The sequence below is a fragment of the Streptomyces sp. NRRL F-6492 genome, assembly GCF_001280125.1.
Classification (GTDB): domain Bacteria; phylum Actinomycetota; class Actinomycetes; order Streptomycetales; family Streptomycetaceae; genus Streptomyces.
In genome coordinates this window covers 1-24,965 of record NZ_LGEG01000231.1, presented here as the reverse complement: position 1 = coordinate 24,965, position 24,965 = coordinate 1, and the positions used below count along the sequence as shown (strand labels likewise).

Genomic DNA, 24,965 nt, shown 5'->3' with positions numbered 1-24,965 from the left:
TCAGACCGCTCCCGCCCCGGTCAGCGCCCGGACCTCGGTCTCCGCGTGCCGTGCCGCGTCGGGCGGCTCGGTCGAGGTGACCGTGCCGGCCCACCCGGCGAGGAAGCCGAGCGGGATGGAGACCAGGCCCGGGTTCTGCAGCGGGAAGAGGTGGAAGTCGACGCCGGGGAAGAGCGACTCCGGGCTGCCGGAGACGACCGGCGAGACCAGGACGAGCAGAACGGCCGGGACGAGCCCGCCGTACACCGCCCAGACCGCGCCCCTGGTCGTGAACTTCCGCCAGAACAGCGAGTAGAGCAGCACCGGCAGGTTGGCGGAGGCCGCGACGGCGAAGGCCAGGCCCACGAGGAAGGCCACGTTGAGGTCGCTGGCGAGCAGCCCGAGGCCGATGGCGGCGGCCCCGATCACCACCGCGGCGACCCGGGCCACGGCCACCTCGCTGTACTGCTTCGCGTGCTTGCGGCGCAGCGAGGCGTACAGGTCGTGGGCGACGGAGGCGGAGGAGGCGAGGGTGATCCCCGCGACGACGGCGAGGATGGTCGCGAAGGCGACGGCGGCGACGATCGCGAAGAGCACCGTGCCCCCGGTGGAACCGGCGCCGCCCCCGAGGTCGAGCGCGAGCAGCGGTACGGCGGTGTTCCCGGCCGCGTTGGACGCCCGGACCTCGTCGGGGCCGATGAGGGCGGCCGCGCCGAAGCCGAGCACGATCGTCATCAGGTAGAAGCTGCCGATGAGCCCGATGGACCAGACGACGGAGCGGCGGGCGGCCCGGGCGGTCGGCACCGTGTAGAAGCGCGACAGGATGTGCGGCAGGCCCGCGGTGCCCAGGACCAGGGCGAGGCCGAGGCTGATGAAGTCGAGGCGGGCCGTCCAGTCGCCGCCGTAGCGGAGTCCGGGGGCGAGGAAGTCCATGCCGTGGCCGCTGCGTTCGGCCGCGGTGGAGAGCAGGCTGTTCACGTCTCCGTGGAAACGGAACAGGACGAGGACGGTGAGCGCGACCGTGCCCGCCATGAGGAGGACCGCCTTGACGATCTGGATCCAGGTGGTGGCCCGCATGCCGCCGAGCGACACGTAGATCACCATGAGCGCGCCCACCCCGATCACCGTCCAGGAGCGGGCCGCCTCTCCGGTGCCGCCGAGGAGCAGGGCGACCAGGCTTCCGGCGCCCACCATCTGCGCCACCAGGTACAGCACGGAGACGGCCACCGAGGACGTTCCGGCGGCGATCCGCACGGGGCGCTCGGCCATCCGCGCGGCGACGACGTCGGCCAGTGTGAACCGCCCGCAGTTGCGGACCAGTTCGGCGACCAGCAGGAGGACGACGAGCCAGGCGACGAGGAACCCGACGGAGTACAGCATGCCGTCGTAGCCGTAGAGGGCGATCAGTCCGGAGATGCCGAGGAAGGACGCCGCCGACATGTAGTCGCCGGCGATGGCGAAGCCGTTCTCCATGGGCGAGAAGAGGCGCCCACCGGCGTAGAACTCCTCCGCCGAACCGCGTCGGCTGCGGCTCACCCAGGTGGTGATGCCCAGCGTCACGGCGACGAAGAGGCTGAAGAGCACGAGTGCCAGGGTCTGGTGGTCTCCGGTCACCGCCGCACCGCCCCTCGGGTCATCTCCTGCGTGTCCCAGCGCAGTTCCAGCGCGGCCCGGTCCCTGCGCAGCCGCGCGTGGCGCGCGTACGCCCAGGTCAGCACGAAGGTGGTGAGGAACTGGCCGAGGCCCGCGACCATCGCCACGTTCACCGCTCCGGCGACCGGCCGGGCCATGAGCCCCGGCGCGGCGGTCGCCGCCACGACGTAGGCGAGGTACCAGGCCAGGAAGGCGAAGGTCGCGGGGAAGACGAACCGGCGGTAGCGGCCGCGCACTTGCTGGAAGGCGGGGCTCCGCTGGACCTCCAGATAGATCTCCGCCGCGCTGGGCACCCGCTGTCGCGGCACCCCGCCCAGGTGGCCGTCGCCGGTCGCCCCGGTCTCCGCCCACTCGTCCCGGCCGACGACCGACACGTCGTCCCAGGGGTCGTCGACCGGCACTGCCGAAGCGCCGCGCCCCTCCTGCTTGTCCACCTGCTCCACCGGTCCAACTCTCCTTGTCAGCGAACCGTTCCGGCCGCGTGCACAAGGATGGACAGAGCGGGAAGTTCCTGGACTCTTCTCCTCCCTCACTTCACCTCATCAGGTGACTCTTTTCCCAGGTGGCCTGACAAAACCGTGCTGATATGCGTACCGCACGGCCTGTGCCCGGTCGCGTACTCCGGTCCCGCGCGCTCGGACCCGCGGCGCCGGGAAGAGGGGGTCGTCGCCCTCCCTCCGCCATGTCTGCGCCACGGAGAGTGGTCGGCCTCCGGGTGGAGCGCACGGCTCCACCCGGGGGTGGGGATCCTCAGGCGTCGATGCGCGAGCGGTCGAGGGTCGCCGCCGAGCTGGTGATGAACTCCTTGCGGGGCGCGACGTCGTTGCCCATGAGGAGGTCGAAGACCTGCTCCGACGCCTCCAGGTCGCCGATGTTGATCCGGCGCAGGGTGCGGTGGCGCGGATCCATCGTGGTCTCCGCGAGCTGGTCGGCGTCCATCTCGCCCAGGCCCTTGTAGCGCTGGATCGAGTCCTTGTAGCGGACCCCCTTGCGCTGGAACTCCAGCAGGGTCTGCCGCAGCTCGTTGTCCGAGTACGTGTAGACGTACTTGTCCTGGCCCCGCTTCGGCTGGACGAGCTCGATGCGGTGCAGCGGGGGAACGGCCGCGAAGACCCGCCCCGCCTCGACCATGGGCCGCATGTACCGCTGGAAGAGCGTGAGCAGCAGCGTACGGATGTGGGATCCGTCGACGTCGGCGTCGGTCATCATGATGACCTTGCCGTAGCGGGCCGCGTCGATGTCGAAGGTGCGGCCCGAGCCCGCCCCTATGACCTGGATGATCGCGCCGCACTCGGCGTTCTTGAGCATGTCCGCGACGGACGACTTCTGGACGTTGAGGATCTTGCCGCGGATCGGCAGCAGGGCCTGGAACTCGCTGTTGCGGGCGAGCTTGGCCGTGCCGAGGGCCGAGTCCCCCTCGACGATGAAGAGCTCGCTGCGCTCCACGTCGTCGCTGCGGCAGTCGGCCAGCTTGGCCGGCAGGGAGGAGGACTCCAGCGCGGTCTTCCTGCGCTGCGCCTCCTTGTGCTGACGGGCCGCGATCCGGGTCCGGGCCGCGGCGACGGCCTTCTCCAGGACGGCGCGGGCCTGCGCCTTGTCGTCCCGCTTGGTGGAGGTGAGGAAGGCCTTGAGCTCCTTGGCCACCACGTTCGCCACGATGCGGCGGGCGGCGGAGGTGCCGAGGACCTCCTTGGTCTGGCCCTCGAACTGCGGCTCCGCGAGGCGCACGGTCACGACGGCCGTGAGCCCCTCCAGGGCGTCGTCCTTGACGATGTCGTCCTCGGCGACGCGCAGCATCTTGGCCGAGCGCAGCACCTCGTTCACCGTCTTCGTGACGGCCTGCTCGAAGCCGGAGACGTGGGTGCCGCCCTTGGGGGTGGCGATGATGTTGACGAAGGACTTGACCGTGGCGTCGTAGCCGGTGCCCCAGCGCAGGGCGACGTCGACCGCGAGCTCGCGGGTGACCTCGGTCGGGGTCATGTGGCCGCGCTCGTCGAGGACCGGGACGGTCTCCTTGAAGGTGCCCTGTCCGGTGAGGCGCTGGATGTCGCAGACGGCCTTGTCCTGCGCGAGGTACTCGCAGAACTCGCTGATGCCCCCGTCGAAGCGGAAGGTCTCCTCGCTCTTGCCGACCCCGGCCAGGTCCCGCTCGTCGCGGACGACGATGGTGAGGCCGGGCACGAGGAAGGCGGTCTGCCGGGCGCGCTGGTGGAGCGTCTCCAGGGAGAGCTTGGCGTCCTTGAGGAAGATCTGCCGGTCCGCCCAGTAGCGGACGCGGGTGCCGGTGCGGGCCTTGGGGATCCGCTTGCTCTTGCGGAGGCCGTTGGCCGGGTCGAAGGGGCTGTCGGGGCCCTGCTCCGTGAAGACGCCGGGGACGCCGCGGCGGAAGCTGATCGCGTGGGTCGAGCTGTTCCGGTCGACCTCGACGTCGAGGCGGGCCGACAGGGCGTTGACCACGGAGGCGCCGACGCCGTGCAGACCGCCGGACGCCGCGTACGAGCCGCCGCCGAACTTTCCGCCGGCGTGCAGCTTGGTCATGACGACCTCGACGCCCGAGAGGCCGGTCTTGGGCTCGACGTCGACCGGGATGCCCCGGCCGTTGTCCCGGACCTCGACGGAGCCGTCCTCGTGGAGGACGACCTCGATGTGGTCGCAGTAGCCGCCGAGCGCCTCGTCGACGGAGTTGTCGATGATCTCCCAGATGCAGTGCATCAGGCCGCGGCTGTCGGTGGACCCGATGTACATGCCGGGGCGCTTGCGGACCGCTTCGAGCCCTTCCAGTACGAGCAGGTGCCGCGCGGTGTAGTTGGAACCGTCACGGTCTGCGGTCAGCAGCGCACTGGACGGCACGGACGTCTCGGCGGTCACGCGGTTCGCTCCTCGCTGAATTTGAAATCTGGCCCGATGGGTAAGGCCCGGCGTCGGTCACCGGCTTCAGAGGGTACCGATGCCTGGTAGAGCCGTTGTCACGCCACCCTCCCCGATTCCTCATGCTAGTCCAGAGTCGCATGCGTGTTCGATCCCTCGATAGGGTGACGTGAACATCACGTTCCCTTCCAGGCATGAACCATTTAGGCTCCGGGCACGTCCTCATGAACAACCGGCAACCACGCCGGGAGGGCCTGACCGAGACAAGCAACGCGAAATCCGTAGAGCGACGCAATACGGCTCATTCGCCGCCAACCGGCAGCAGACAGCCACCTTGGGAAGAAGTTTCAAGGAAAAGGCAGGAGCGGGAACGTTTTCGGCCTGGTTGGATGTTGACCCTGGTACGACAGCTCGTCGAGCTAGAGAAGAGGCGACGTGACTACTGTTCTGACCCCCGCGAGCCCCCTGACGGCCGCTGACCGCTGCGACCGCTGCGGCGCCCAGGCTTACCTGCGTGTCGTCCTGACCAGCGGAGGTGACTTGCTCTTCTGCGCCCACCACGGACGTAAGTTCGAGCCGGAACTCAAGAAGATCGCCGTTGAGATACAGGATGAGACGGACCGGCTGACGGACGTGCCGGCCCGCACCGTGGGCGACGAGCACTGACGCCCCGCATCCACGACGAGCCCAGGGCCGGTCGCTGACCGGACGACGGGCGGTCACCCCCGTACCGCGGGGAGTGACCGCCCGTTCTCGTATCCGGAGGACTTCCAGAGTGGCACCCGGAACTCGCTTCGGAGAAGCCTTCCGGAGCCCGTCCCGGCGCTCCTCCCCGAGCCCGGGCGCGTCTCAGAAGCGTTCCGGCAGCACCGTCGAGACGCGCGTGTAGACGCCCGGGTTCTCCGCCTCGCCGCAGCCGCTGCCCCAGGACACCAGGCCGATGAGGCGCCCCTCGGCCACCAGCGGGCCTCCGCTGTCCCCCTGGCACGCGTCCTTGCCGCCCCCGGGGTCGCCCGCGCACACCATCGTGTCGCCCCGGTACCGGACGCCGGAACCGCCCGGGTACGCCCGCTCGCACGCCGTGTCCGGCAGCACCTGGACGCGCGCCGTCCGCAGCGTGGAGGCGTAGGTCCCCCTGCCGCTCGTGTCGCCCCAGCCGTAGACGTCCGCCGCCGTACCGGGCGCGTACGCGGTGTCCCCCGCGCGGGCGACACCGATCACGTACGACTCCGGCAGCGGGCTCACCAGGGTCAGGACCGCCAGATCGCCCGAGTTGGTCGTCGGGTCGTAGTCGGGGTTGATCCACGTGTCGGAGACGCGGACCTCCTGGCCGCCCTGGCCGCGCAGCGAGGCGCGGCCGGCGACGACCGCGAAGTCGCGCACTTCCCACGGCTCGCCGCCGAGCACCTCCCGGCCCAGGCAGTGGGCCGCGGTGAGCACCTTGGTGGGCGCGACGACCACGCCTCCGCAGAACTGTCCCGCGCGCGTACCCCCGAACCGGTCACGGCTGGACAGCGCCACGACCCACGGCGCGTCCGTGATCCCGACCTGGCGGCCGCCCACCACGACGCCGTCGGCGGCCGCGGGGGCGGCGAGGGCGAGGTGTCCCGCCGCCGCGGTGATCAGTCCCAGAGCACCCGTCAACGCTCGGGTGAGGGAACCACGCATGAAGCCTCCTGACTCTCCGGTGATGTCGATTCACCCAGCGTCCAGCACCCGGAGCCCCGGCGCACACCCGAAGGGCCCGGCTCCCCCTTTCGGGGAACCGGGCCCTTCGGTGTACCTCTGCGCGTCTCGTACGGATATCCGGATCCGCCCGGGGCGGGTCCGTCCCGGCCGGGACGGTCGCGTCAGTCGAGGTAGTCGCGCAGCACCTGCGAACGCGACGGGTGACGCAGCTTCGACATCGTCTTCGACTCGATCTGACGGATCCGCTCGCGCGTCACGCCGTAGACCTTGCCGATCTCGTCCAGCGTCTTCGGCTGGCCGTCGGTGAGGCCGAAGCGCATCGAGACGACGCCCGCCTCGCGCTCGGAGAGCGTGTCGAGGACGGAGTGCAGCTGCTCCTGGAGGAGCGTGAAGCTCACCGCGTCGGCCGGGACGACCGCCTCGGAGTCCTCGATGAGGTCGCCGAACTCGCTGTCGCCGTCCTCGCCCAGCGGGGTGTGGAGGGAGATCGGCTCACGGCCGTACTTCTGGACCTCGATGACCTTCTCGGGGGTCATGTCGAGTTCCTTGGCCAGCTCCTCCGGGGTGGGCTCACGGCCCAGGTCCTGGAGCATCTGGCGCTGCACGCGCGCGAGCTTGTTGATGACCTCGACCATGTGCACCGGGATGCGGATGGTGCGGGCCTGGTCGGCCATGGCGCGGGTGATCGCCTGACGGATCCACCAGGTGGCGTACGTGGAGAACTTGTAGCCCTTGGTGTAGTCGAACTTCTCGACGGCGCGGATCAGACCCAGGTTGCCCTCCTGGATCAGGTCCAGGAAGAGCATGCCGCGGCCGGTGTAGCGCTTGGCCAGGGAGACCACCAGACGGAGGTTGGCCTCCAGGAGGTGGTTCTTGGCCCGGCGGCCGTCCTCGGCGATGATCTCCAGCTCGCGCTTGAGCTTCGGCGCGAGCTTGTCCGAGTTGGCGAGCTTGTCCTCGGCGAACAGGCCGGCCTCGATGCGCTTGGCGAGCTCGACCTCCTGCTCGGCGTTGAGCAGCGGGACCTTGCCGATCTGCTTGAGGTAGTCCTTGACCGGGTCGGCGGTGGCACCGGCGACCGCGACCTGCTGCGCCGGAGCGTCGTCCTCGTCCTCGTCGGACAGGACGAAGCCCTTGGTCTCGCCCTCGGTCTCCTCGTCCTCGCCCTTGCCGGGAGCGGCGTCCTCGAGGAGCTCCTCGCCCTCGACGAGCTCGTCGGCGTCCTTCTTGGACGCGGTCTTCTTGGCCGCCGTCTTCTTGGCGACGGTCTTCTTGGCCGCCGTCTTCTTGGTGGCGGTCTTCTTCGCGGCCGCCTTCTTGGCGGCCGAGCCGGCCTCGTCGGCCGGGTCGGCGCCCTCGGCGGAGCCCGCGGCCGGAACGGTGGACTTCGTCACGGTCGCCCTGGCGGTGACGGTCTTGGTGGCGGTGCGCTTGGCCGGGCTCTTCGCTGCGACGCTCTTGCGGGCGCGCTTCGGCGACTCCGCTGCACTGACCATCAGCGTCACACCCTCTTCCTCGAGGATCTGATTGAGGCTGCGCAGAACATTCTTCCACTGGGTTGGCGGAATCTGGTCAGCCTCGAAGGCCCGACGCACGTCATCGCCGGCGATCTGCCCATCAGCCTTTCCCCGCTCGATGAGCGCCATGACAGACTCGGACTCGGCGATCTCCGGCGGGAGCGTACGGGATGTGCTGGCCGACACGAACAACCTCTCGGAACGATGGAAACGGCTTCCGGCCCCGCCCTGGATCGGGCTGGAGCCGACGACCGTCGACGGGGGATGTGCCGACGGCGCGGGCTGGACCGGGGAACTGCACAGCGCCTCCGTCGGCTGCTGTATTCCTTCCTCGGCTGTCACCTCTTAGGTCATCGCACGGCCCGGAGGAGTGTTACGCCCAATCTTCGTGGCCCGAGTCACACCTCATCGGTGAGGAAACGGCTAGACCCGTCGATCAGCGTACATTTCGACCTTCGGAAGTCGGGCGCCGCCCCGGGGCCGCCCTGCCGGGCTCCCAGGACGGCGCCCGGATCCGGTGACACGCGGCGCGTACGCCCTCTCGCTCCCGGCCACGGCCCGCGGGTCAGTGTTCGCGGGGAGCCGGAACGACACGCTCCACCTCGGGGTGGACCGTGAGCAGCTGCCGCATGGCCGCCTCGGCGCCCTGCGCGTCGCCGGCGGCGAGCGCGTCCACGATCCGGGCGTGGTGGGCGAGGCAGGCCTCGCTCGGCCGGTCGCAGCCGGTGGCGGGGCCGCCGGAGACCTGGAGCGCGGCGGAGACGATGCCGGAGAGGTGCTCCAGCATGCGGTTCCCGGCGAGCTGGATGAGGAGCGAGTGGAACTCGGTGTCGGCCCGGGAGAAGGTGATGCCGTCCCCCTGGGCGAACGCGTGGCCCATGATCTCGACCATGTCGGCGAGGCGCTGCTGCACGTCCTCGCGGCCGTGTCCGGCGGCGAGACGGGCGGCCAGGGGCTCGATCGTCCAGCGCAGCTCGTTCAGCTCGCGGCGCTGGTCGTCCCGCTGCGGGCCGAAGGCGCGCCACTCGATGATGTCGGGGTCGAGGAGGTTCCAGTCGCTGACGGGCCTGACCCGGGTGCCGACGTTGGGGCGGGCGCTGACGAGCCCCTTCGCCTCGAGGACGCGGAGCGACTCCCGCACGACGGTGCGCGAGACCTCGAACCGCTGGCCGATCTCCTCGGGAACGAGCGGGCGGTCGGCTCCGAGGTCGCCGGAGACGATCATCTGTCCGAGCTGCTGGACGAGCTGCCCGTGCAGGCCGCGCCCGCGGTTGCCCGCGCTCCTGCGGCCGACGCGGCCCAGGTCGGTGTCCACCCCCTCCCAGGAGGGCGGGCCCACGCGGCCGGCGGCGGGGGCCTCCGCGTAGGGGTAGCGGTCGAGATCGCCCGGGGCGCCGAGGCCGGAGTCGACGGAGCGGGCGGCGGTCATCATGGTGTGCGCAAGGGTACTCACGCATCCTTTGTCGGCGCTGTCTCCGCGGCCCTTGAGGTCTTTGGTGAAAAGCACACGAAAGGGTGATCGGCACCCCTTACACAATTGACGATTAATCGGACATAAGGCGCATATCTCATGTCAGTTGACGGCGACCCGGAACCTTTCGGTCCGTGCGCGATCACCAACGGGCTCTGCGACGAAGGCCGGTGAACACATAAGCGCAGAACAACCCCGTCAACGTCAGGGAGAGCGCCACCCCCGCGGGCTGCCCGAGCACCCGCAGCGCCCCGGTCAGCCAGCGGTCCACGGCCGGGGACCAGTGCGGGCCCACGAACTCGCGCAGCCGCGACGGGAGTCCGGCCGCCGACCGCACCGAGGGGCCCGTCAGCACCTTCTGCAGCAGCGGAACGAAGGCGACCGGTACGGCGAGGACCGCCGCCACTCCGGCCGCGGCGGCCCGGAACACCCCGGCGCCGAGCACTCCGGCCCAGGCGCAACCGACGAGCAGGCCCAACCAATTCGCACAGAGCGTCGGCCATTTCCTCGGTACGGGGATCAACTCGGTTCCGTAGAAGAGCCGCAGGGCCCCCAGGTCGACCGCGACGACGAGCGCCCCGAGCAGGAGGGCGACGGCCGCCGCCACGGCGAGCTTCGCGAACAGCAGGCCCGGCCTGCGGGGCACGGCTCCGCGGCCCGTGGTGAGCGCGGGGTGGCGGTACTCCTCCGCGAAGGAGAAGGCGCCGAGCAGCCCGGCCCCCAGAGCGGCCGGCGGCAGCGGGGAGATCGCGGACCAACCGGCGAGGACGGCGGGCAGCGCGGTGCGGCCGCTCCGCCCAAGGAGCAGGGAGAACGTCACGGAGACGAGGAGGACACCCGCCACGACGAGCGGTGTGGACGGCACGCCCAGGAGCCGGTGGACCTCGTAACGGAGCGGGCGCAGGGGCGAGCGCATCGGCCGCCGGGCGGTGACCGGCGGCTCCGCCGGGACGTCGCGGGCGACGGCCGCGGAAGGCGTTTCGACGCCCTGTGCCACAGAGGTGGGGGTGTGCACGGGTGCGGTGGCATGCGGTCCGGCCGCGGGTTCCCCGTGGGCGCCGTCCCCCTGGGCACCCTGCCCGATCCCCGCGGCGGCGTCGGTGCCGGGCGCACCGGCCGTACCGGTGTCCCCCGTCTCGTCGGCGAGGTGGTGGACCGGTACGCCGTGGCGGAAGGCCGTGTCGCCGACGGACGCGCAGTCGCTGCCGTAGACGGACAGCCGGTTGCCGTCCTCCGCGACCACCTCGACCGGGCGACGGGCGGCCCTCGCCTCCTGGGCCACGACCGAGGCCAGGCGCGCGGCGTGCGGGGTGCGGACGGTGACCCGGGGGCGCAGCCGGGTCCGGGCGAACTCGGCGGTCTCCTGGGCGGCGACGAGCCGGCCGCCGTCGAGGGTGACGACCCGGTCGGCGTTGCGGACGGCGTCCTTGGGGTCCGCCGTGGTGTAGAGCACCGTGCCTCCCCCGGAGGCATGGGCGCGCAGGAACTCGTACAGCCACGCGCTCTCGGACGCGGCGAGACCGGCGCCCGGCTCGTCGAGCAGCAGCGTGTGGGGGTCTCCCAACAGGGCGGAGGCGAGGCCGAGTCGACGGTCCGCGCCGATCGGCAGGGTGCCGATCGGCCGGCGCTCCAGACCGGCGAGGCCCACGCTCCGCAGCAGTTCCTCGGCCCGGGAGGAGGGAACCCCGGTGGCGGCGCAGAGCATCCGGAGCTGGCCCCGGAGCGTGCGGGAGGGGTGGCCGGGGACGTCGCCGAGGAGCACGCCGACCTCACGGGAAGGGCGGGCGATGCGGTGCAGCGGCCGGCCGCGGAAGTAGGTGATCCCGCGCCCCGGCTCGAGTTCGAGCATGAGCCGGAGGGCGGTGGTCTTGCCGGAGCCCGAGGGGCCGAGGAGAGCGGTCACGGCGCCCGGCCGGGCCTCGAAGGTCAGATCGTCCACGGCGGGCGGGCGCTCGCTGCGGGGAGTGCTGGTCAGTCCGATTGCCTGGAGCATCGCTTCTCTCGCGGTAGGTGACACCGCTCCGCGGCAGGGCGGCGCTATCGCAGCAAGATAACGCGACATTTCGGACTTTCCGCGCAGGGTTGGTGCCCTGGGGCGCCGGATGCCCCCTCCCTCAGACCTCGGGACGCAGCATGGGCGGGTTGAGGAGGGTGGCCCCACCTGCCCTGAAGAGCTGGGCGGGACGCCCACCCTGACGGGTGGTGGTGCCTCCGGCCGGGACCAGGAAACCGGGCGTGCCGGTCACCTTGCGGTGGAAGTTACGCGGATCCAGGGTGACCCCCCAGACGGCCTCGTAGACGCGCCGCAGTTCTCCGACCGTGAACTCCGGCGGGCAGAAGGCCGTGGCCAGGGAGGAGTACTCGATCTTGGAGCGGGCGCGCTCCACCCCGTCCGCGAGGATCCGGGAGTGGTCGAAGGCGAGCGTCCCCGCTCCCCCGGCGCCGGCGGCCGCGTCCTCCCCGAGCAGTTCCTCGACGGGGGCCCAGCGGGCGCTGTTGGCGTCACCGCCCGCCCTGGGCGCGGGCAGGTCCGGGGCGAGGGCCAGGTGCGCGACGCTCACCACGCGCATCCGGGGGTCGCGGTCGGGCGCCCCGTACGTCGCCAGCTGCTCCAGGTGTGCGCCGTTGCTCGGTACGGGGGAAGGGGCGGCCGGGTCGTACGCGCGGAGGCCGGTCTCCTCGACCAGTTCGCGCGCCGCCGCGGCGCCGAGGTCCTCCTCCGCCCGCACGAAGCCGCCGGGCAGGGCCCAACGTCCCTGGAACGGCGTCTCTCCCCGCCGTACGACCAAGGTGCAGAGCGCGTGGCGCCGCACGGTGAGCACGACCAGATCGACGGTGACGGCGAAGGGCGGAAAGGCCGACGGGTCGTAGGGAGGCATGCCGCGATCATAGTCGTCTTCCTGACGATAAACATGCCCCGTGGAATCTTCGGCGACGACTTCCCCGGGGTGTTCTCCGGGGTGTTCTCCGGGGTGTTCTCCGGGGTGCCGCGAAGCTTCCCTCGTGTCCGTGCCCGCCATCCCGTCACACTCCCAGCTGAAGGCCCTCTGCGGCCTCCTCGACCATACCGAGACCGAGCCTGCTCACCCGCACGGCGAAGGGCTCGCCCGCGACCACGAGACCCGCCAGGCGGATCGCCCCGAAGGGCGCGGAGGACAGCGGGCGCACCGAGACGGACCGGCCCGGGACGTCGGGTCGGACACCGGCGAGGGCGAGAAGGGCGTGCACCGCCCCGGCGGCCGCGACGGCCGCCGGCCGGCACGCGGCCGGGTGGGGCACCGGGCGTCCGCCCGTCGTCCGCCGCTCGCCCGCGTACATCTCGGGAAGCCGGTGGTCGAAGGCCTCCGCCGCGTCGAGCAGTCCCTTGAGCAGGGAGGCGGCCTCCTTCTCGTGTCCCGCGGCGGCGAGGCCGGCCACGGCGACCGCCGTGTCGTGGGTCCGGACCGCGCCCGTGCGGTGGCCGAAGGGGTTGTGGCCCGGCTCCTCGGCGCCCAGGCCCCGCAGTCCCCAGCCGGAGTCGAGGGCCGGGGTGCCGAGGAGCCGGGCCACCCGCTCGGTCTCCGCCCGGTCCAGCAGGCCCTGCGCGTACCGGCCGCCGCCCAGCAGCCCGGTGTCGAGCAGGTGCGCCGCCCAGCCACCCGTCCGGGACCAGGTCCGGCCGTCCGCCGCGCGGGCGAGGACCGGTCGGCCGCCCGCCCGGTCGTCGATCCAGAACGCGCGCCGGAACCGTTCGCGCAGTGTCCTCGCCGTGTCGCGCAGCGCGTCGCCGCCCGGTCTCCCGCAGTCGTCGAGGAGGTCCGCGCCGAGCAGCGCCGCCCGGTGCGCGTGCGCCTGCGTCTCGGCCCGCCGGGGCCCGGTGGGCCCCGGGTCCGGCACGAGGCCGTCCGGGCCGGCGGCGCGGCGCAGCCAGCCGAGGCAGCGCTCCGCGACGGGGAGCAGTTCCTCCAGGTCCGCCGACGGCAGCCCCCAGCGGCGGGCCTCGGCGAGCACGGCCGGGAAGGCGAGCGTGGCCTCGACGCCCGTGCAGCGGGGCGGGAGCTGGGGCCCCGCGTCTCTGAGGGGCCCGGGAATGCGGCCGGACTCGGCTTCTTCTCCGGGGAGTTGGGTGCGGCCGAGGGCGCGCAGGGTGGTGGCGGCGAGCCGGGTGCCGAGGGGAAGGACCATGCGGGCCGCCCAGAGCGCCTCGGCGGTGACCGGTCCGCAGCGCCAGGGGACGCCTGCGGCGAGGTACACGTCCGCGGGGTGCTCCGGGGTGCGCTGGAGCAGGGCCCGCAGGTCCTCGACGGACGCGCGCAGCAGTTCACCGGGGCGCGGGTCGTCGGCCTCGGCCAGGGCCTCGGCGAGCAGATGGCCGCCCGGTCGCCCGGGGCCCGCACCCGGGGAGCCCGTGGAGCGGGCCGTCGTCTCTCCTCGCACCCGGAGCCGGATCGTGAACGCGGCTCCGGGAGCCAACTCGGCCTCCCAGCGCAGGACGCCCGCCGCCGCCAGGGCGTCCGCGGGCGCGGGATCCGCGGTGACGGCGGCGGCCCGTCCGTCGCCTCCGGTCCAGCGCAGTCCTGTTCCGTGGACGCTCGCCGTGAGTTCGGGTCCGGGTCTGCCGGTCGCCACCGCGCCCAGGTCCGCGAGATCCGTGCCCAGAGCGATTTCCACGGGGAGCCGGAGCGGGCGGGCGGCGGCGCTCCGCAGGGTGATCCGCTCGGTGCCGTCGGCGCTCCGCGTGCGTTCGACGGTGAGGCCGGGGTCGGGTCCCGCTTCTCCGGGGACGCGCAGGACGCCGAGGAACACCGCCCGGTCGGCGGACGCCATGCGGCCCTGGAGGGCGACGGGTTCCCGGCCCGCCACCCGCAGGACAGAGCGGGAGAGGAGCCGCCGCCCCGCCGCGTACACGCCCTCGGGCCCCTCGCCGGTGAGCTGGCCGTGCTCGGCGCAGACGGCGAGGGCGGGCAGGGCGACGCAGACGAGCGCGCCGTGCACCGAGGGGAGTTCCATCGGGCGTGCCGCGCGCGGGAGCGCGGCGCCGGGGGCGGGGCCGACCGGAGGGCCGGTGGGGCGGCCGGGGGCCGGGACGGGGCTGGGGGCCATGGCGGGTGCGGGGTGCTCTCTGTGCGGACCGGACGGCCGGCGGAGTGTCGGCGGCACGGTTCGTACGTCTCCGCCAGAGAGCTGAACGCGTCCGCGGGCGGCCGGGTCACGGTCGTCATCGGCCGCTCCTGGTGCCGCGCTGTCCGCCGTGCTGCGGGGAACCGCCCCCGGGCCTGTCGGTGGCGGGTCCGCCGGGCCGGACTCCGGCAGCCGCCCGCCGGTCCCTCGCCCCGGTCTGCCGCCCCGCCCTGCCGAGGGTCGGGAGGGTTCCCCGCCGGTGGGAGGCGCGCGTCCTGACCCGCCGGGAGGACGCCGGGGAGGGCTGCTCCGAGGTGGTGCGGGAGTCCCGCTCGCTCCTCAGGCAGGAGCGGAGCGATTCGGGGTCGAGGCCCTCGTTGCACGCCTGGTGGAGCAGTTGGGCGAAGACGTATTCGGGGTCGGCGTCGAGTGCGAGGCCGAGGGCGACCCGGGCCGTCGGCTCGTCGCCGGTGGACCAGGCGGTCCAGCCCACGAGGGCGAGGGGAGCGGCGGCGTACTCCTGGTAGGGAGTGACGCAGCGCCGGGCCAGGACGCGCCAGAGGCGCAGGGCGGCGGTGCCCTCCCAGCCCTCCATCCATTCGGCGGCGCGGTCCCGGGTGACCCGGTCCTGGAGGCCGAGGACGAGCGCGGCGGCCTCGTCGGACGTGATCAGGGCGTCGTCGGCCGCGTCGGTCGTCGCGCCCTCGGCCGTGTCGGTGACGGGCCTTCCTGGGATCGTCACACCCGTCATGCCTGTCACGCCCGTCGGGACCGCCGGGACCGCCGGGACCTTCGGGTCCTTCGGGTCCTTGCGGAGCTTCGGGATCTTCGGGGTGTCCGGGTTGGCGAATCGGCGGAGGATTCCGCGGGCGAGATCCAGTGTCCTCTCGCGCACCTCCGTCCGTTCCCTGCCCTCGGGGTCTTCGAGGAGCCGGGGGACGATCGAGGCGGCGGCCGCGTCGAGCGCGGTCCGCTGCTCTTCCTCGCCGGGGCCGCCGGCCGGCTTCAGCCGGGCTTCCATGTCCCGCAGGGAGCCCCGCACCCGCACTCCGGCGTACGCGGCGGTCGCCGCCATCACCGTCGTGCCGCTGAGCGCGAGCGGGGTGCCGTCGGGCGGGCAGCAGCGCGCGTCGGGGCAGCAGTAGGAGAAGTAGAGGCCGTCGGAGATGCAGAGGGCTTCGTAGACGGGGATGTCGAGGGCGCCGCAGGCGGTGCGCAGTCGCTGCGCGAAGGGACGCAGCCGCTCCATGACCCGGCGGCCCGTCTCGCCGGGGGCCGGGTCCTGGCAGAGGAAGACGACGATGCCGTCCGGTCGGGCACCGGCCCTGGCGCCTCCCTCGACGAGGCACTCGGCGAGGTGGTCGGCGGTGGAGGCCCATTCGCGGGGCGAGCTCGGGATGCCGAGCCTGACGCGGCCGCCGAAACGGCCGCGCTCGCCGTGGAGGGCGACCAGGACGACCGAGTCGGTGGGGTGGAAGCCCAGCATGAACGGGAGGGCGTCGGCCAGTTCGGCCGGGCCTCGCAGGGTGATCTGCTGGGTACGGGAGGGTCCGCTGGTTTCATGGCGATTCGCGTTCATGGCCAGAACGGTGTCGTGTTCTTCCGAAATCCGAAAGCCCTGTGGATAACTCACGGATCAGGGCATCCGCCGGACTTTCGAGTTATCCACAGATTCGGGGGCTGATGCCCACGATGTCCGTGGCACCGGGTTGCATGGAGGCATGACTCACACGACTCGCTCGATCCACTCGAAGATCCGGTCGCGCTACGAGGCGGTGCGGGCCGCGTTCGCCCGGTTCCGCCGGGGTGGCCGGACTCCAGCCGTTCTCCAGTGGAACGGACTCGTTCCGACGCGCCGTTCGGGCAGGATGGCAGCCGATCTGCGACCTACACCGAGGAGCGCTCATGCAGGTGACTCAGGATCAGGTACTCGCCTGGCGGCTGCGGCAGCAGAGCCTCGCCCCCCGGGGGACGGCTTCTGTCGCGGAGTTGGTGCGGGAGCTCGCGGGGGTGCAGGCACAGGTGGCCTCCTCCGCGGAGCTCGCCCTCGCCACCCGGCAGCGGAAACCGAAGGCCGACGCCGTGGAGAAGGCGCTGGAGGCCCGCGAGGTGGTCAAGACCTGGGTCATGCGGGGCACGCTGCACCTCGTGGCGGCCGAGCACATGGCGGCCTACCTGTCGCTGATGGCGGCGGCGCGGACCTGGGAGAAGCCCGCCTGGCAGCGGACGTTCGGGGTCACCCCGACGCAGATGACGTCGCTCGGCGAGGCCGTCGACGACCTTCTCGCCGGCAAGGTCCTCACCCGTCAGGAGCTCACCGAGGCCCTGGTCGCCCACGGCAGGTTCGCCGCCCTGAAGGAGCAGCTGACGTCCGGTTGGGGGACGGTGCTCAAGCCGCTGGCGTGGACGGGGAAGCTGTGCCACGGCCCGAACCAGGGCAACCGCATCACCTTCGCCTCGCCGCGCGACCGGGTGCCCGGCTGGTCCGGGACGATCGAACCGGAGGAAGCGGCGCGCACCGTGATCCCCGCGTACCTGGGGGCGCACGGGCCGGCGACCCCGGAGACCTTCGACGCGTGGCTGACGCGCAACGCGCATCGCAAGACGGCGGTGCGCGGCTGGTTCGCCTCGCTCGGCGAGGAGCTGACGAAGGTGGAGGTGGAGGGAACGGCGTGTTACGTGCGCGCCGAGGACGTGGACGCGCTGGCGGCGGTCAAACCGTCGAAGGAAGTGCGGCTGCTGGCCGGGTTCGACCAGTACGTGCTGGGGCCGGGGACGTCCGACACGCGCATCCTGCGGGCGGAGCGGCGCAAGGCGGTGAGCCGTACGTCCGGCTGGATCACGCCCGTGGTGGTGCACCGGGGGCGGGTCGCCGGGGTGTGGGAGGCCAACGACGGGACCGTGGACGTGCAGCTGTTCTCCGAGAGCCCCGAGGTGCCGAAGAAGGCGCTGGAGGCCGAGGTCGGGCACCTGGAGGTGTGCACCGGCCGGTCGTACGCGATGTCGGTCAAGACGATCTGAGGTCCGTTCGAGGTGAACGGCGGCGGAGAGGGCGCGGGATCGCCGCTTCCTCACCGCCGCCGGGTTCGGATCCCCGTGTTCGGATCCCCGTGGGCCGGCGATCAGCGGGGCAGGGCCCGGCCCGGCACGAAGGACGACAGCGGGGTGCCGCCGCCGTCCTCGGCCGTCGCCCGTCGCAACACCGCCAGGACGTCCTCGATGCGGGCGAGTCCCGTATCCCGGTGCCACAGTCCGGTGTTGAGTTCGAGGGCCACGCTCAGCCGGTCGGGCCGGGCCTGGCCGTGGAAGGACATCTCGTAGCGGGCGGTGCCGTGCGAGACGAGTTCGTACTCCGCCGTGACGCCCGGCAGGTCCAGCGGCATCCACATGGCCAGCTGGAGTTCGCAGGTGACCTGGAACAGGGGCTGGCGGCTGCCCGAGCGCTCCGGGCGCAGGGCGTCCAGCATGTCGGCGACGGGGAGCCGCTGGTGGTCGTACGCGTCGAGGAGCCGGTCGCTGACGCGGCGCTGGAAGTCGGCGAACGTCGGGTCTCCCGAGCAGTCGACGCGCAGGGGCAGCACGTTGAGGAAGCAGCCCATGAGCCGATCGGCGCCGGGCTGGGTACGGTTCTCGCAGGGGACGCCGACCACGATGTCGTTCTCGCCGGTGAGCCGGTGCAGCACGGTGAGGACGGCGGTGAGGAACACCGTGAAGACCGTGGTCTGACGGTTCCTGGCCGCTTCCGACATGGCGGAGAACAGCTCTCCGGGCGCCCAGCCCTGGAGGAACTCCCCCGCCTGTCCGACGTCGGCCGTCCGCGGCCGGTCGGTGTCGAGGAGCAGTTCGCGGGCTCCGGTCAGTTGCCGGACCCAGTGGCGGCGCAGGCGTTCGCCCTCCGGGCCGGCGAGCATGGCGCGCTCGTCGGCGACGAGGTCGGCGATCCCGGTGGTGAGCGGCGGCAGCCGGTGGGCGCGTCCTTCGACGCGGGCCCGGTAGAACTCGGACAGTTCCTGCATGAACAGCGTCATCGACACCTCGTCGGTGACGAGGTGGTGGAACAGCAGGTGCAGGACGTGCTCCTCCTCGTCCAGCCGGACCAGGCGGACCTTCAGGAGCGGGCCGTGCTCCAGGTCGAGGGGGGTGTGGGCGGTCTCCTCGCGCAACCGGACGGCCTCCTGCTCCCGCTCCTGCCGGGATTCCGTTCCGGACAGGTCGATCAAGGGGACGGGCACGTCCAGACGGGGCACGATGCGCTGGCGGGGTTCGGCGTCGACCTCGACGAAGGTGCTGCGCAGGGCCTCCTGCCGGGCCACGACGTCCGCGACCGCTCCTCGGAGCGCGGTGGTGTCGAGCGGGCCGTGGAGGGTGAGGAGCATCGGGACGGTGTGGGTGAGCGTTCCGGGGTTCTTCTGCTCGGACAACCAGATCTGGAGCTGGGAGGCGGCGAGCGGGACGAGCCGTTCGGTGTCGGCGGCGGCCGGCCCCGTGCCGGGCGTCGGGGCAGCGCCCGGCGCGGGCTCCGTGCCGGTCGTCCGGGTGTCGTCGGGCGTGGGCTCCGCGTCGGCCAGGCTGTCGGTCAGCGTGACGACGCTGCGGACGAGCGCGTCGATCTCCGGGTGCATGCGCCGGATCTCGGCGGTCAGCAGTGCGGGCGTGGGGTTCTCGAAGAAGGTGCGCAGGGGCAGGCGGATCGCGAAGGTCTCGCCGATCCGGCCGACGAGCTTCGCGGACAGCATGGAGTGTCCGCCCATGACGAAGAAGTCGTCGTCCGGGCCGACGTCCGGCACGTCGAGGGCCTGCGCCCAGACCTCGCGGACCAGGGAGAGCAGGACCGAGTCGGCCTCCGGCGGCCGGTCGGCGCCTTCCTCGTCGCGACGGGTGTCGTCCTCGTCGGGGAGGTCGACGGCGGTGACGGGGAGGGCGGAGAGCCGGAGGCCGGGGTCCTCGGTCCAGGCGCGCAGCACGGCCGCGTACTCGGTGAGGAGGAGGCCGATCTCGTCTGTGGTGAACAGCTCGGTGTCGTACTCGACCCAGGCGCGCAGCCGGTCGGGGGCGAGGTCGATCTCGGTGATGGTGTCGAGTCGGCCGCGGGTGCGGTCCACCTCGAAGGGTTCGGCGGTCGCGGGGCCGAACCGGGGCGTGGACACCGGGGAGATCCGGGGCAGGAAGAGGTGCTGGAGGAGGGCGTTGCGGCTGTCGGAGCGGCTGCCGCCGGGGAGGACGGTCTCGACGATCCGGCCGAGGCTGATCCGGCCGTGGTCGACGGCGGCGGAGACGGCGCGGCCGGCGCGGCCGACGAGCTCCTCGAAACCGGGGTCGCCGGAGGCGTCCAGGCGGACGGGGACGGTGTTGGCGAACTGACCGACGACCTGTTCGAGTTCGGGGACGCTCCGGCCCGGGACCATGGTGCCGAGGAGGAAGTCGTCGCGACCGGTGCGGCGGGCGACGAGTCCGGCGAAGGCGGCGAGCGCCACGACGTAGCCGGAGGTGCGGTGCCTCCGGGCGAGGGCGAGCAGCCGGTCGGCGAGGTCGTCGCCGAGGGGGAACTCGGCGCGGGTGCCCGAGGTGCCCTTGCGCGCGGGGCGCGGGCGGCCCGCGCGCAGGTCGAGGACGTCCGGCGCGTCCCGCAGGACGTCCTGCCAGTGGGCGAGTTCCGCGGTCTCCACCGCGTCGCGGGTGTCGCGCTCCCAGACGGCGAAGTCGCCGAACTGCAGGGCGGGTTCGGGAAGGTCGGAGATCAGGCCCCGGGTGAACGTCTCGTAGTCGTGGACGATCTCTTCGAGGACGAGGGCGGCGGAGGTGGCGTCGCACACCACGTGGTGGCAGGCGAGGACGAAGACCGAGGTCCCCTCACCGGCGTCGATCAGCATGGCCCGCAGCAGCGGTCCCTCGGCGAGGTCGACGGGCCGTTCCACGAAGTCGGTGGCCGCGGCCCGTGTGGCCTCCTCCCGGTGCTCGGGCGGGATGCCGAGCACGCTGGCGAAGGTCAGCGGGGCCTTGTCGGGCGGGGGCAGGACCCGCATCACCGGGATGCCGTCCGGCGCCGGGACGACCGTGCGCAGCGCCTCGTGACGCGCGACGACGGCGAGCAGTGCCCGGCCCAGGGCCTCGCGGTCGACGGGGCCGGTCAGCCGGAGCCCCCCGGCCTCGGTGTAGAGGGTCCTGCCCGCCTCCATGCTCTCGGCGAACCACAGCTGGGCCTGGACGGGGGTGAGCGGCAGCTGCTCGTGTACGGGGTGCATCGCGGGGGTCTCCTTGGTCCGTGGTCTCTGGTGGTCCGGGGCTCACTCGTCGTCGAGCGCGGCGAGCATCGCGTCGATCTCGGCCTCGCTCATCCCGGCGAGGGCGGTCTCGTTGTCCGCGGTCAGGGCGGCGCCCACCGCGTAGGAGCCGATGCCCGTGTCGATCTCGACGGCCATCTCGCGCAGGCCCGGGTGCTGGAAGAGACCGGAGATGGGCACTTCACGGCCGAGGTGTTCGCGGATGCGGGAGACCAGCTGGACGACCATCAGGGAGTGGCCGCCGATGTGGAAGAAGTCGTCGTCCAGGCCGACGCGGGGGACGCCGAGGAGTTCCTGCCAGATGGCGGCGAGCGCCTTCTCGGTTTCGGTCTCCGGCGGCACGTGGACCCGGGTGCGGGCGTCGGGGCCGGCGCCGGGTTCGGGCAGGGCCCGCCGGTCGACCTTGCCGTTGCGGGTGAGGGGGATCGCGTCCAGGGACTCGTAGACGGTGGGAACCATCCACTCGGGCAGTCGGCGGCCGAGGGCCCGGCGCAGCTCGCGGCCGGAGACCTCGGTCTCCCCGGCCGGGACGACGTAGGCGACCAGGCGGAGGCTGCCGGTGTTGTCGGCGCGGGTGACGACGACGGCGTCGACGACGTCGGGGAGCGCGAGGAGCGCCGAGCGGATCTCGCCGAGTTCGATCCGGTGGCCGCGGACCTTGACCTGGCCGTCGGCGCGTCCGAGGTAGCACAGTTCGCCGCCGGGCATCCGCCGGGCGAGGTCGCCGCTGCGGTACATGCGGGCGCCGGGCGCGGTGGCGAAGGGGTCGGGAAGCATCCGGTCGGCGCTGAGGTCGGGCCGGCCGAGGTAGCCGAGGGCGACGCCGGCCCCGCCGACGAAGAGCTCGCCGGGGACACCGGGCGGGACGGGGTTCAGGGCCTCGTCGAGGACGTACAGGGCGAGGTCGCGCAGGGGGTCGCCGATGACCGAGTCGGCCCCGGCCGCGTCGGCCGCGGTGACGCGCCGGTGGGTGACGTGGACGGTGGTCTCGGTGATGCCGTACATGTTGACGAGGCTCGGCGCCTCGTCGCCGTACACGGCGAACCAGTCGGTGAGGGCGGTCGGGTCGAGGGCCTCGCCGCCGAACACCACGTACCTCAGGGAGAGGTCGGGCCTGCGCTCCAGGACGATCCGGCTGACCTGGGCGAAGGAGGACGGGGTCTGGTTGAGGACGGTGACGCGTTCCTCGGCGAGGAGCGCGGCGAACTCGTCTGCGGCGCGGGTCACCCAGTGCGGTACGACGACGAGCCGGCCGCCGTGCAGCAGGGCGCCCCACAGCTCCCAGACGGAGAAGTCGAACGCGTGGGAGTGGAACATCGTCCAGACGTCGTCGGGGCCGAAGTCGAAGTGCTCCTCGGCGGAGGTGAAGAGGCGCAGCGCGTTGGCGTGGCTGACGACGACGCCCTTGGGGACGCCGGTGGAACCGGAGGTGTAGATGATGTACGCCGGGGCGCCGGAGTCCACTCCGGAGGCGGGCACGGGGGTGTCGGGGAAGGCCGCCGGGGCGTCGTCGTCGGGGGTCTCGTCGAGCAGCAGGACGGGCGGGGCGGAGTCGGGGTGGCGGGCGGCCAGGTCGGACGTGGTGACGACGACGGCGCAGCTCGCGTCGGCGAACTGGACGGCGGTGCGCTCGGGCGGGTTGTCGGCGTCGACGGGGACGTACGCGGCGCCGGTCTTGAGCACGCCGAGGAGGACGGCCGGCAGGTCGGCGCAGCGGTCGAGGTGGACGCCGACGTTGCGGCCGGGGCCCGCGCCGAGGGCGCGCAGCGCGTGGGCGAAGCGGTTGGAGCGGCGCTCCAGGGTCGCGTAGTCCTGCCGCTCGTCCTCGAAGGTGACGGCGGTGCGGTCGGCGTGGCGGGCCGCCGTGGCGGTGAACCGCTCGTGCAGGGTGGTGCCGGTGCCGGCCGGCGGGACGGGGGGCGTTCCGAGGAGCCGGGCGCGTTCCCCGTCACCGAGGAGGTCGAGGTCGGCGACGGGGGCGTCCGGGCGCCGGACGGCGTCTTCGAGGAGGCGGTGCATCCGGTCGAAGAACGAGCCGAGGGTGCTGTCGTCGAACAGCTCGTCGTTGTAGGGGAGGTAGCCGGTGACGGTGCCGTCCTCGACCCACAGCTCGGCCATCATGTCGTAGTGCGTCGCGCCGCCGCCGAGGTCGGCGTACTCCACGGTGGTGCCCGGGATCGCCGGGGGCACGGGCGGGGCGTCGCGCAGGCTGAAGGAGGTCTGGAAGACGGGCGTGGAGCCGGGGGTGCGGCGGGTGTCGAGGGCCTGGACCAGCATCTCGAACGGCAGGTCCTGGTGGGCGAAGGCCTCGTTCGAGGCCCGGGTGACCCGGCGCAGCAGCTCGCGGAACGAGGGCCGGTCGTCGAACCGGATCCGGATGGGCAGCCAGTTGAGGAAGTAGCCGATCATCGACTGCAGTTCGGGGCGGCTGCGGCCGGCGACGGGAACGCCGACCACGATGTCGTCCTGGCGCACGTGCCGGGAGAGGGCGGCGAAGTAGGCGGCGAGGAAGGCCTGGTGGAGGGTGGCTCCCTCGGTGCCCGCGAGGTCGCGCACGGAGCGGGTGAGGGCGGGGGCGAAGCGGACGTGGTGGAAGCGGCCGCGGGTGCGCCGCTCGGCGGTGCGGGGGCGGTCCAGGGGCAGTTCGAGGATTTCGGGGGCGTCGGCCAGGGTGTCCTTCCAGAAGTCCAGCTCGCGCCGCAGGTTCTCGCCGGTGAGCGTCTCCCGCTGCCAGTGGGCGAAGTCCGGGTAGTGGAGGGACGGGGCTTCGGGGGCGGGGGTGCCGTCGCGCTCCGCCGCGTACAGGGCGCCGATCTCGTTCAGCAGGATGCCGAGGGACCAGTAGTCGGAGACGATGTGGTGCTGCACGATCAGCAGCAGCCACTCCTGCTCGGCGACGCGGTGCAGGCGGACGCGCAGGAGCGGGCCGTGCTCCAGGTCGAAGGGTTCGAGGACGGCGGCGGCGGCGCGCCGTTCCGCCTCCCGGCGGGCCTCGGGGTGTCCGGTCAGGTCGTCGACGGTCACGGGGACGTCGACCCGGTCGAGCACGGTCTGCACGGGACCCCGCGGGGTCTCGGTGAAGACGGTCCGCAGCGACTCGTGCCGCTGGGTGGTGCGTTCCAGGGCGCGCCGCAGGGCCTCGGGGTCGAACGGGCCGTGCAGCCGGAGGGCCGTCGGCACGTGGAAGACCTCGCGGAAGGGGACGAGCCGGTCCATGAACCAGAGGCGTTCCTGCTCGTACGAGAGCGCCGACCCGGTGTCCCCGGCGGGCCGCCGTCCGATGCCCCGCTCCCGCGGCGGGCCGCCCCCGGCTCCCTCGGCCTCGGCGAGCAGCCGGAGGGCGAGGTCGCGTCGGCGCGGGTCGAGGGCGGCGAGCCGTCGCGCGACGTCGTCGTCCAGGTGCAGGGCCAGGTCTGTCATGACGGACTCCATCGGGTGAACCGGGTCTTCGAGGTGGGTGCGGGGGCTGCGGGCGGAGGTGCGGCCCGGGTCCGGCGGTCAGCGGGCGGTGAAGCCGCCGTCGACGACGAGGCAGGTTCCGGTGACTCCGCCGGCGGTGTCGGCGGCGAGCCAGAGGACGGCTTCGGACACCTCCCGGGCGGTGACCAGACGGCGCAGCGCGTGGTACGAGGCGGAGCTGCGCTCGTAGTCCTCCAGCGAGCTGCCGATGGACGCGGCGACGGCCGCGGTGCTCTCCGTGCGCAGGGCCGGGTCGGCCTCGACGGTGGTCGGGCAGACGGCGTTGACGCGGATGCCGAGGCGTCCGTACTCCAGGGCCAGTGCCTTGGTCAGGCCGACGACCGCGTGCTTGGAGGCGACGTAGCTGGAGAACATCTCGAAGGCGACGAGCCCCCCGGTGGAGGCGGTGTTCACGATGGCGCCGGCGCGCCGCTCGGCCATGTGCGGGAGTACCGCGCGGGCGCAGCGCCAGGTGCCGTTGAGGTTGACGTCGACGACGAGCTGCCAGTCCTCCTCGGAGAGTTCGTGGGACATGACGCCGCCGGGGGCGAGCAGGCCGGCGTTGTTGACCAGGACGTCGATGGAGCCGAACTCGTCGATCCCGGCGGCGACGGCCGCGTCCCCCGGGGCCTGGGGGCGGACGTGGGCACCCGCCGTGACGACCCGGCTGCCCAGGCGGCGGCAGTCGCGTGCCGTCTCCTCCAGGAGCTTGCGGCCCGGCATCGCGTACGGGCCGCCGCTCTCCCGGCCGAGGTCGGTGAGGACCAGGTCGGCCCCCTCCTCGGCGAACAACAGGGCGTGCGAGCGGCCCAGGGCGCGGGCCGCGCCGGTGATCATGACGGTCTTGTTGTCGGCTCGCCCCATGGCGACGGTCTCCTTCGGATCGGTCCGCGGGTCTGTTCGGCGGGACGGGTGCGGCGGGTGGGTCTCGGTGGGACGGGTGGGGCG

Annotated in this window: 15 protein-coding genes; 2 read left to right on the top strand and 13 right to left on the bottom strand. The window is 72.8% G+C overall.

Annotated features, from left to right (window positions below):
• The 3 genes from ADL08_RS22830 to ADL08_RS22820 form a co-directional block, all read right to left on the bottom strand.
• Window positions 1–1,593, bottom strand: a complete 1,593-nt coding sequence (locus ADL08_RS22830) for a cation acetate symporter (RefSeq protein WP_053645920.1) — start codon at window positions 1,591–1,593, stop codon at window positions 1–3.
• Window positions 1,590–2,075: a DUF485 domain-containing protein gene (locus tag ADL08_RS22825; protein WP_420709609.1), complete on the bottom strand. Its 486-nt coding sequence runs from the start codon at window positions 2,073–2,075 to the stop codon at window positions 1,590–1,592. Before ADL08_RS22825 ends, ADL08_RS22830 begins: the two co-directional genes overlap by 4 nt.
• Window positions 2,076–2,382: 307 nt before the next feature.
• Window positions 2,383–4,500: a DNA gyrase/topoisomerase IV subunit B gene (locus ADL08_RS22820; protein ID WP_053645918.1), complete on the bottom strand. Its 2,118-nt coding sequence runs from the start codon at window positions 4,498–4,500 to the stop codon at window positions 2,383–2,385.
• A 435-nt stretch (window positions 4,501–4,935) separates the two neighbouring features.
• Between ADL08_RS22820 and ADL08_RS22815 the strand changes: the two genes are divergently transcribed.
• Entirely contained in the window at window positions 4,936–5,166 is a 231-nt protein-coding gene (locus ADL08_RS22815) for a DUF7455 domain-containing protein (RefSeq protein ID WP_030211728.1), read from the top strand.
• A gap of 183 nt (window positions 5,167–5,349) precedes the next feature.
• On the opposite strand, the gene ADL08_RS22810 is transcribed toward ADL08_RS22815, so the two are convergent.
• The 7 genes from ADL08_RS22810 to ADL08_RS22780 form a co-directional block, all read right to left on the bottom strand.
• Window positions 5,350–6,168, bottom strand: a complete 819-nt coding sequence (locus tag ADL08_RS22810; protein ID WP_053645916.1) for a S1 family serine peptidase — start codon at window positions 6,166–6,168, stop codon at window positions 5,350–5,352.
• Window positions 6,169–6,350: 182 nt separating this feature from the next.
• On the bottom strand, window positions 6,351–7,892 hold the full coding sequence (locus ADL08_RS22805; protein ID WP_267889584.1) for an RNA polymerase sigma factor: 1,542 nt from the start codon (window positions 7,890–7,892) through the stop codon (window positions 6,351–6,353).
• A gap of 379 nt (window positions 7,893–8,271) precedes the next feature.
• Window positions 8,272–9,159: a FadR/GntR family transcriptional regulator gene (locus ADL08_RS22800; protein WP_078968189.1), complete on the bottom strand. Its 888-nt coding sequence runs from the start codon at window positions 9,157–9,159 to the stop codon at window positions 8,272–8,274.
• Window positions 9,160–9,319: 160 nt separating this feature from the next.
• Window positions 9,320–11,170 (bottom strand): ABC transporter ATP-binding protein, encoded by a 1,851-nt coding sequence (locus ADL08_RS22795; protein WP_053645910.1) that lies wholly within the window; start codon window positions 11,168–11,170, stop codon window positions 9,320–9,322.
• 121 nt (window positions 11,171–11,291) lie between these two features.
• The gene (locus tag ADL08_RS22790) at window positions 11,292–12,056 is read right to left on the bottom strand and encodes an NUDIX hydrolase (RefSeq protein ID WP_053645908.1); all 765 of its coding nucleotides are present in this window, start codon (window positions 12,054–12,056) and stop codon (window positions 11,292–11,294) included.
• Between the two features lie 145 nt (window positions 12,057–12,201).
• Window positions 12,202–14,259: a glycogen debranching N-terminal domain-containing protein gene (locus tag ADL08_RS22785; RefSeq protein WP_078968188.1), complete on the bottom strand. Its 2,058-nt coding sequence runs from the start codon at window positions 14,257–14,259 to the stop codon at window positions 12,202–12,204.
• Between the two features lie 115 nt (window positions 14,260–14,374).
• On the bottom strand, window positions 14,375–15,856 hold the full coding sequence (locus ADL08_RS22780) for a DUF4192 domain-containing protein (protein WP_053645906.1): 1,482 nt from the start codon (window positions 15,854–15,856) through the stop codon (window positions 14,375–14,377).
• 326 nt (window positions 15,857–16,182) lie between these two features.
• On the opposite strand from ADL08_RS22780, the gene ADL08_RS22775 reads away from it, so the two are divergent.
• The gene (locus ADL08_RS22775) at window positions 16,183–17,298 is read left to right on the top strand and encodes a winged helix DNA-binding domain-containing protein (RefSeq protein WP_053645904.1); all 1,116 of its coding nucleotides are present in this window, start codon (window positions 16,183–16,185) and stop codon (window positions 17,296–17,298) included.
• Between the two features lie 101 nt (window positions 17,299–17,399).
• On the opposite strand, the gene ADL08_RS22770 is transcribed toward ADL08_RS22775, so the two are convergent.
• From ADL08_RS22770 to ADL08_RS22760, 3 genes are all read right to left on the bottom strand, one after another.
• A complete protein-coding gene (locus ADL08_RS22770) occupies window positions 17,400–20,519 on the bottom strand; it encodes a condensation domain-containing protein (protein WP_053645902.1) in 3,120 nt (1,039 codons plus the stop codon).
• A gap of 42 nt (window positions 20,520–20,561) precedes the next feature.
• Entirely contained in the window at window positions 20,562–23,978 is a 3,417-nt protein-coding gene (locus ADL08_RS22765; protein WP_053645900.1) for a non-ribosomal peptide synthetase, read from the bottom strand.
• Window positions 23,979–24,056: 78 nt separating this feature from the next.
• On the bottom strand, window positions 24,057–24,965 hold a 909-nt coding region (locus ADL08_RS22760; protein WP_234352235.1), incomplete at its 5' end, for an SDR family oxidoreductase.

What these genes read in the sequence shown, in the direction of transcription:
- ADL08_RS22810 (WP_053645916.1), bottom strand. Translation starts at nt 6,168, where the DNA reads ATGCGTGGTTCCCTCACCCGAGCGTTGACGGGTGCTCTGGGACTGATC.
- ADL08_RS22795 (WP_053645910.1), bottom strand. Translation starts at nt 11,170, where the DNA reads ATGCTCCAGGCAATCGGACTGACCAGCACTCCCCGCAGCGAGCGCCCG.
- ADL08_RS22790 (WP_053645908.1), bottom strand. Translation starts at nt 12,056, where the DNA reads ATGCCTCCCTACGACCCGTCGGCCTTTCCGCCCTTCGCCGTCACCGTC.
- ADL08_RS22785 (WP_078968188.1), bottom strand. Translation starts at nt 14,259, where the DNA reads ATGGCCCCCAGCCCCGTCCCGGCCCCCGGCCGCCCCACCGGCCCTCCG.
- ADL08_RS22780 (WP_053645906.1), bottom strand. Translation starts at nt 15,856, where the DNA reads ATGAACGCGAATCGCCATGAAACCAGCGGACCCTCCCGTACCCAGCAG.
- ADL08_RS22775 (WP_053645904.1), top strand. Translation starts at nt 16,183, where the DNA reads ATGCAGGTGACTCAGGATCAGGTACTCGCCTGGCGGCTGCGGCAGCAG.
- ADL08_RS22770 (WP_053645902.1), bottom strand. Translation starts at nt 20,519, where the DNA reads ATGCACCCCGTACACGAGCAGCTGCCGCTCACCCCCGTCCAGGCCCAG.
- ADL08_RS22765 (WP_053645900.1), bottom strand. Translation starts at nt 23,978, where the DNA reads ATGACAGACCTGGCCCTGCACCTGGACGACGACGTCGCGCGACGGCTC.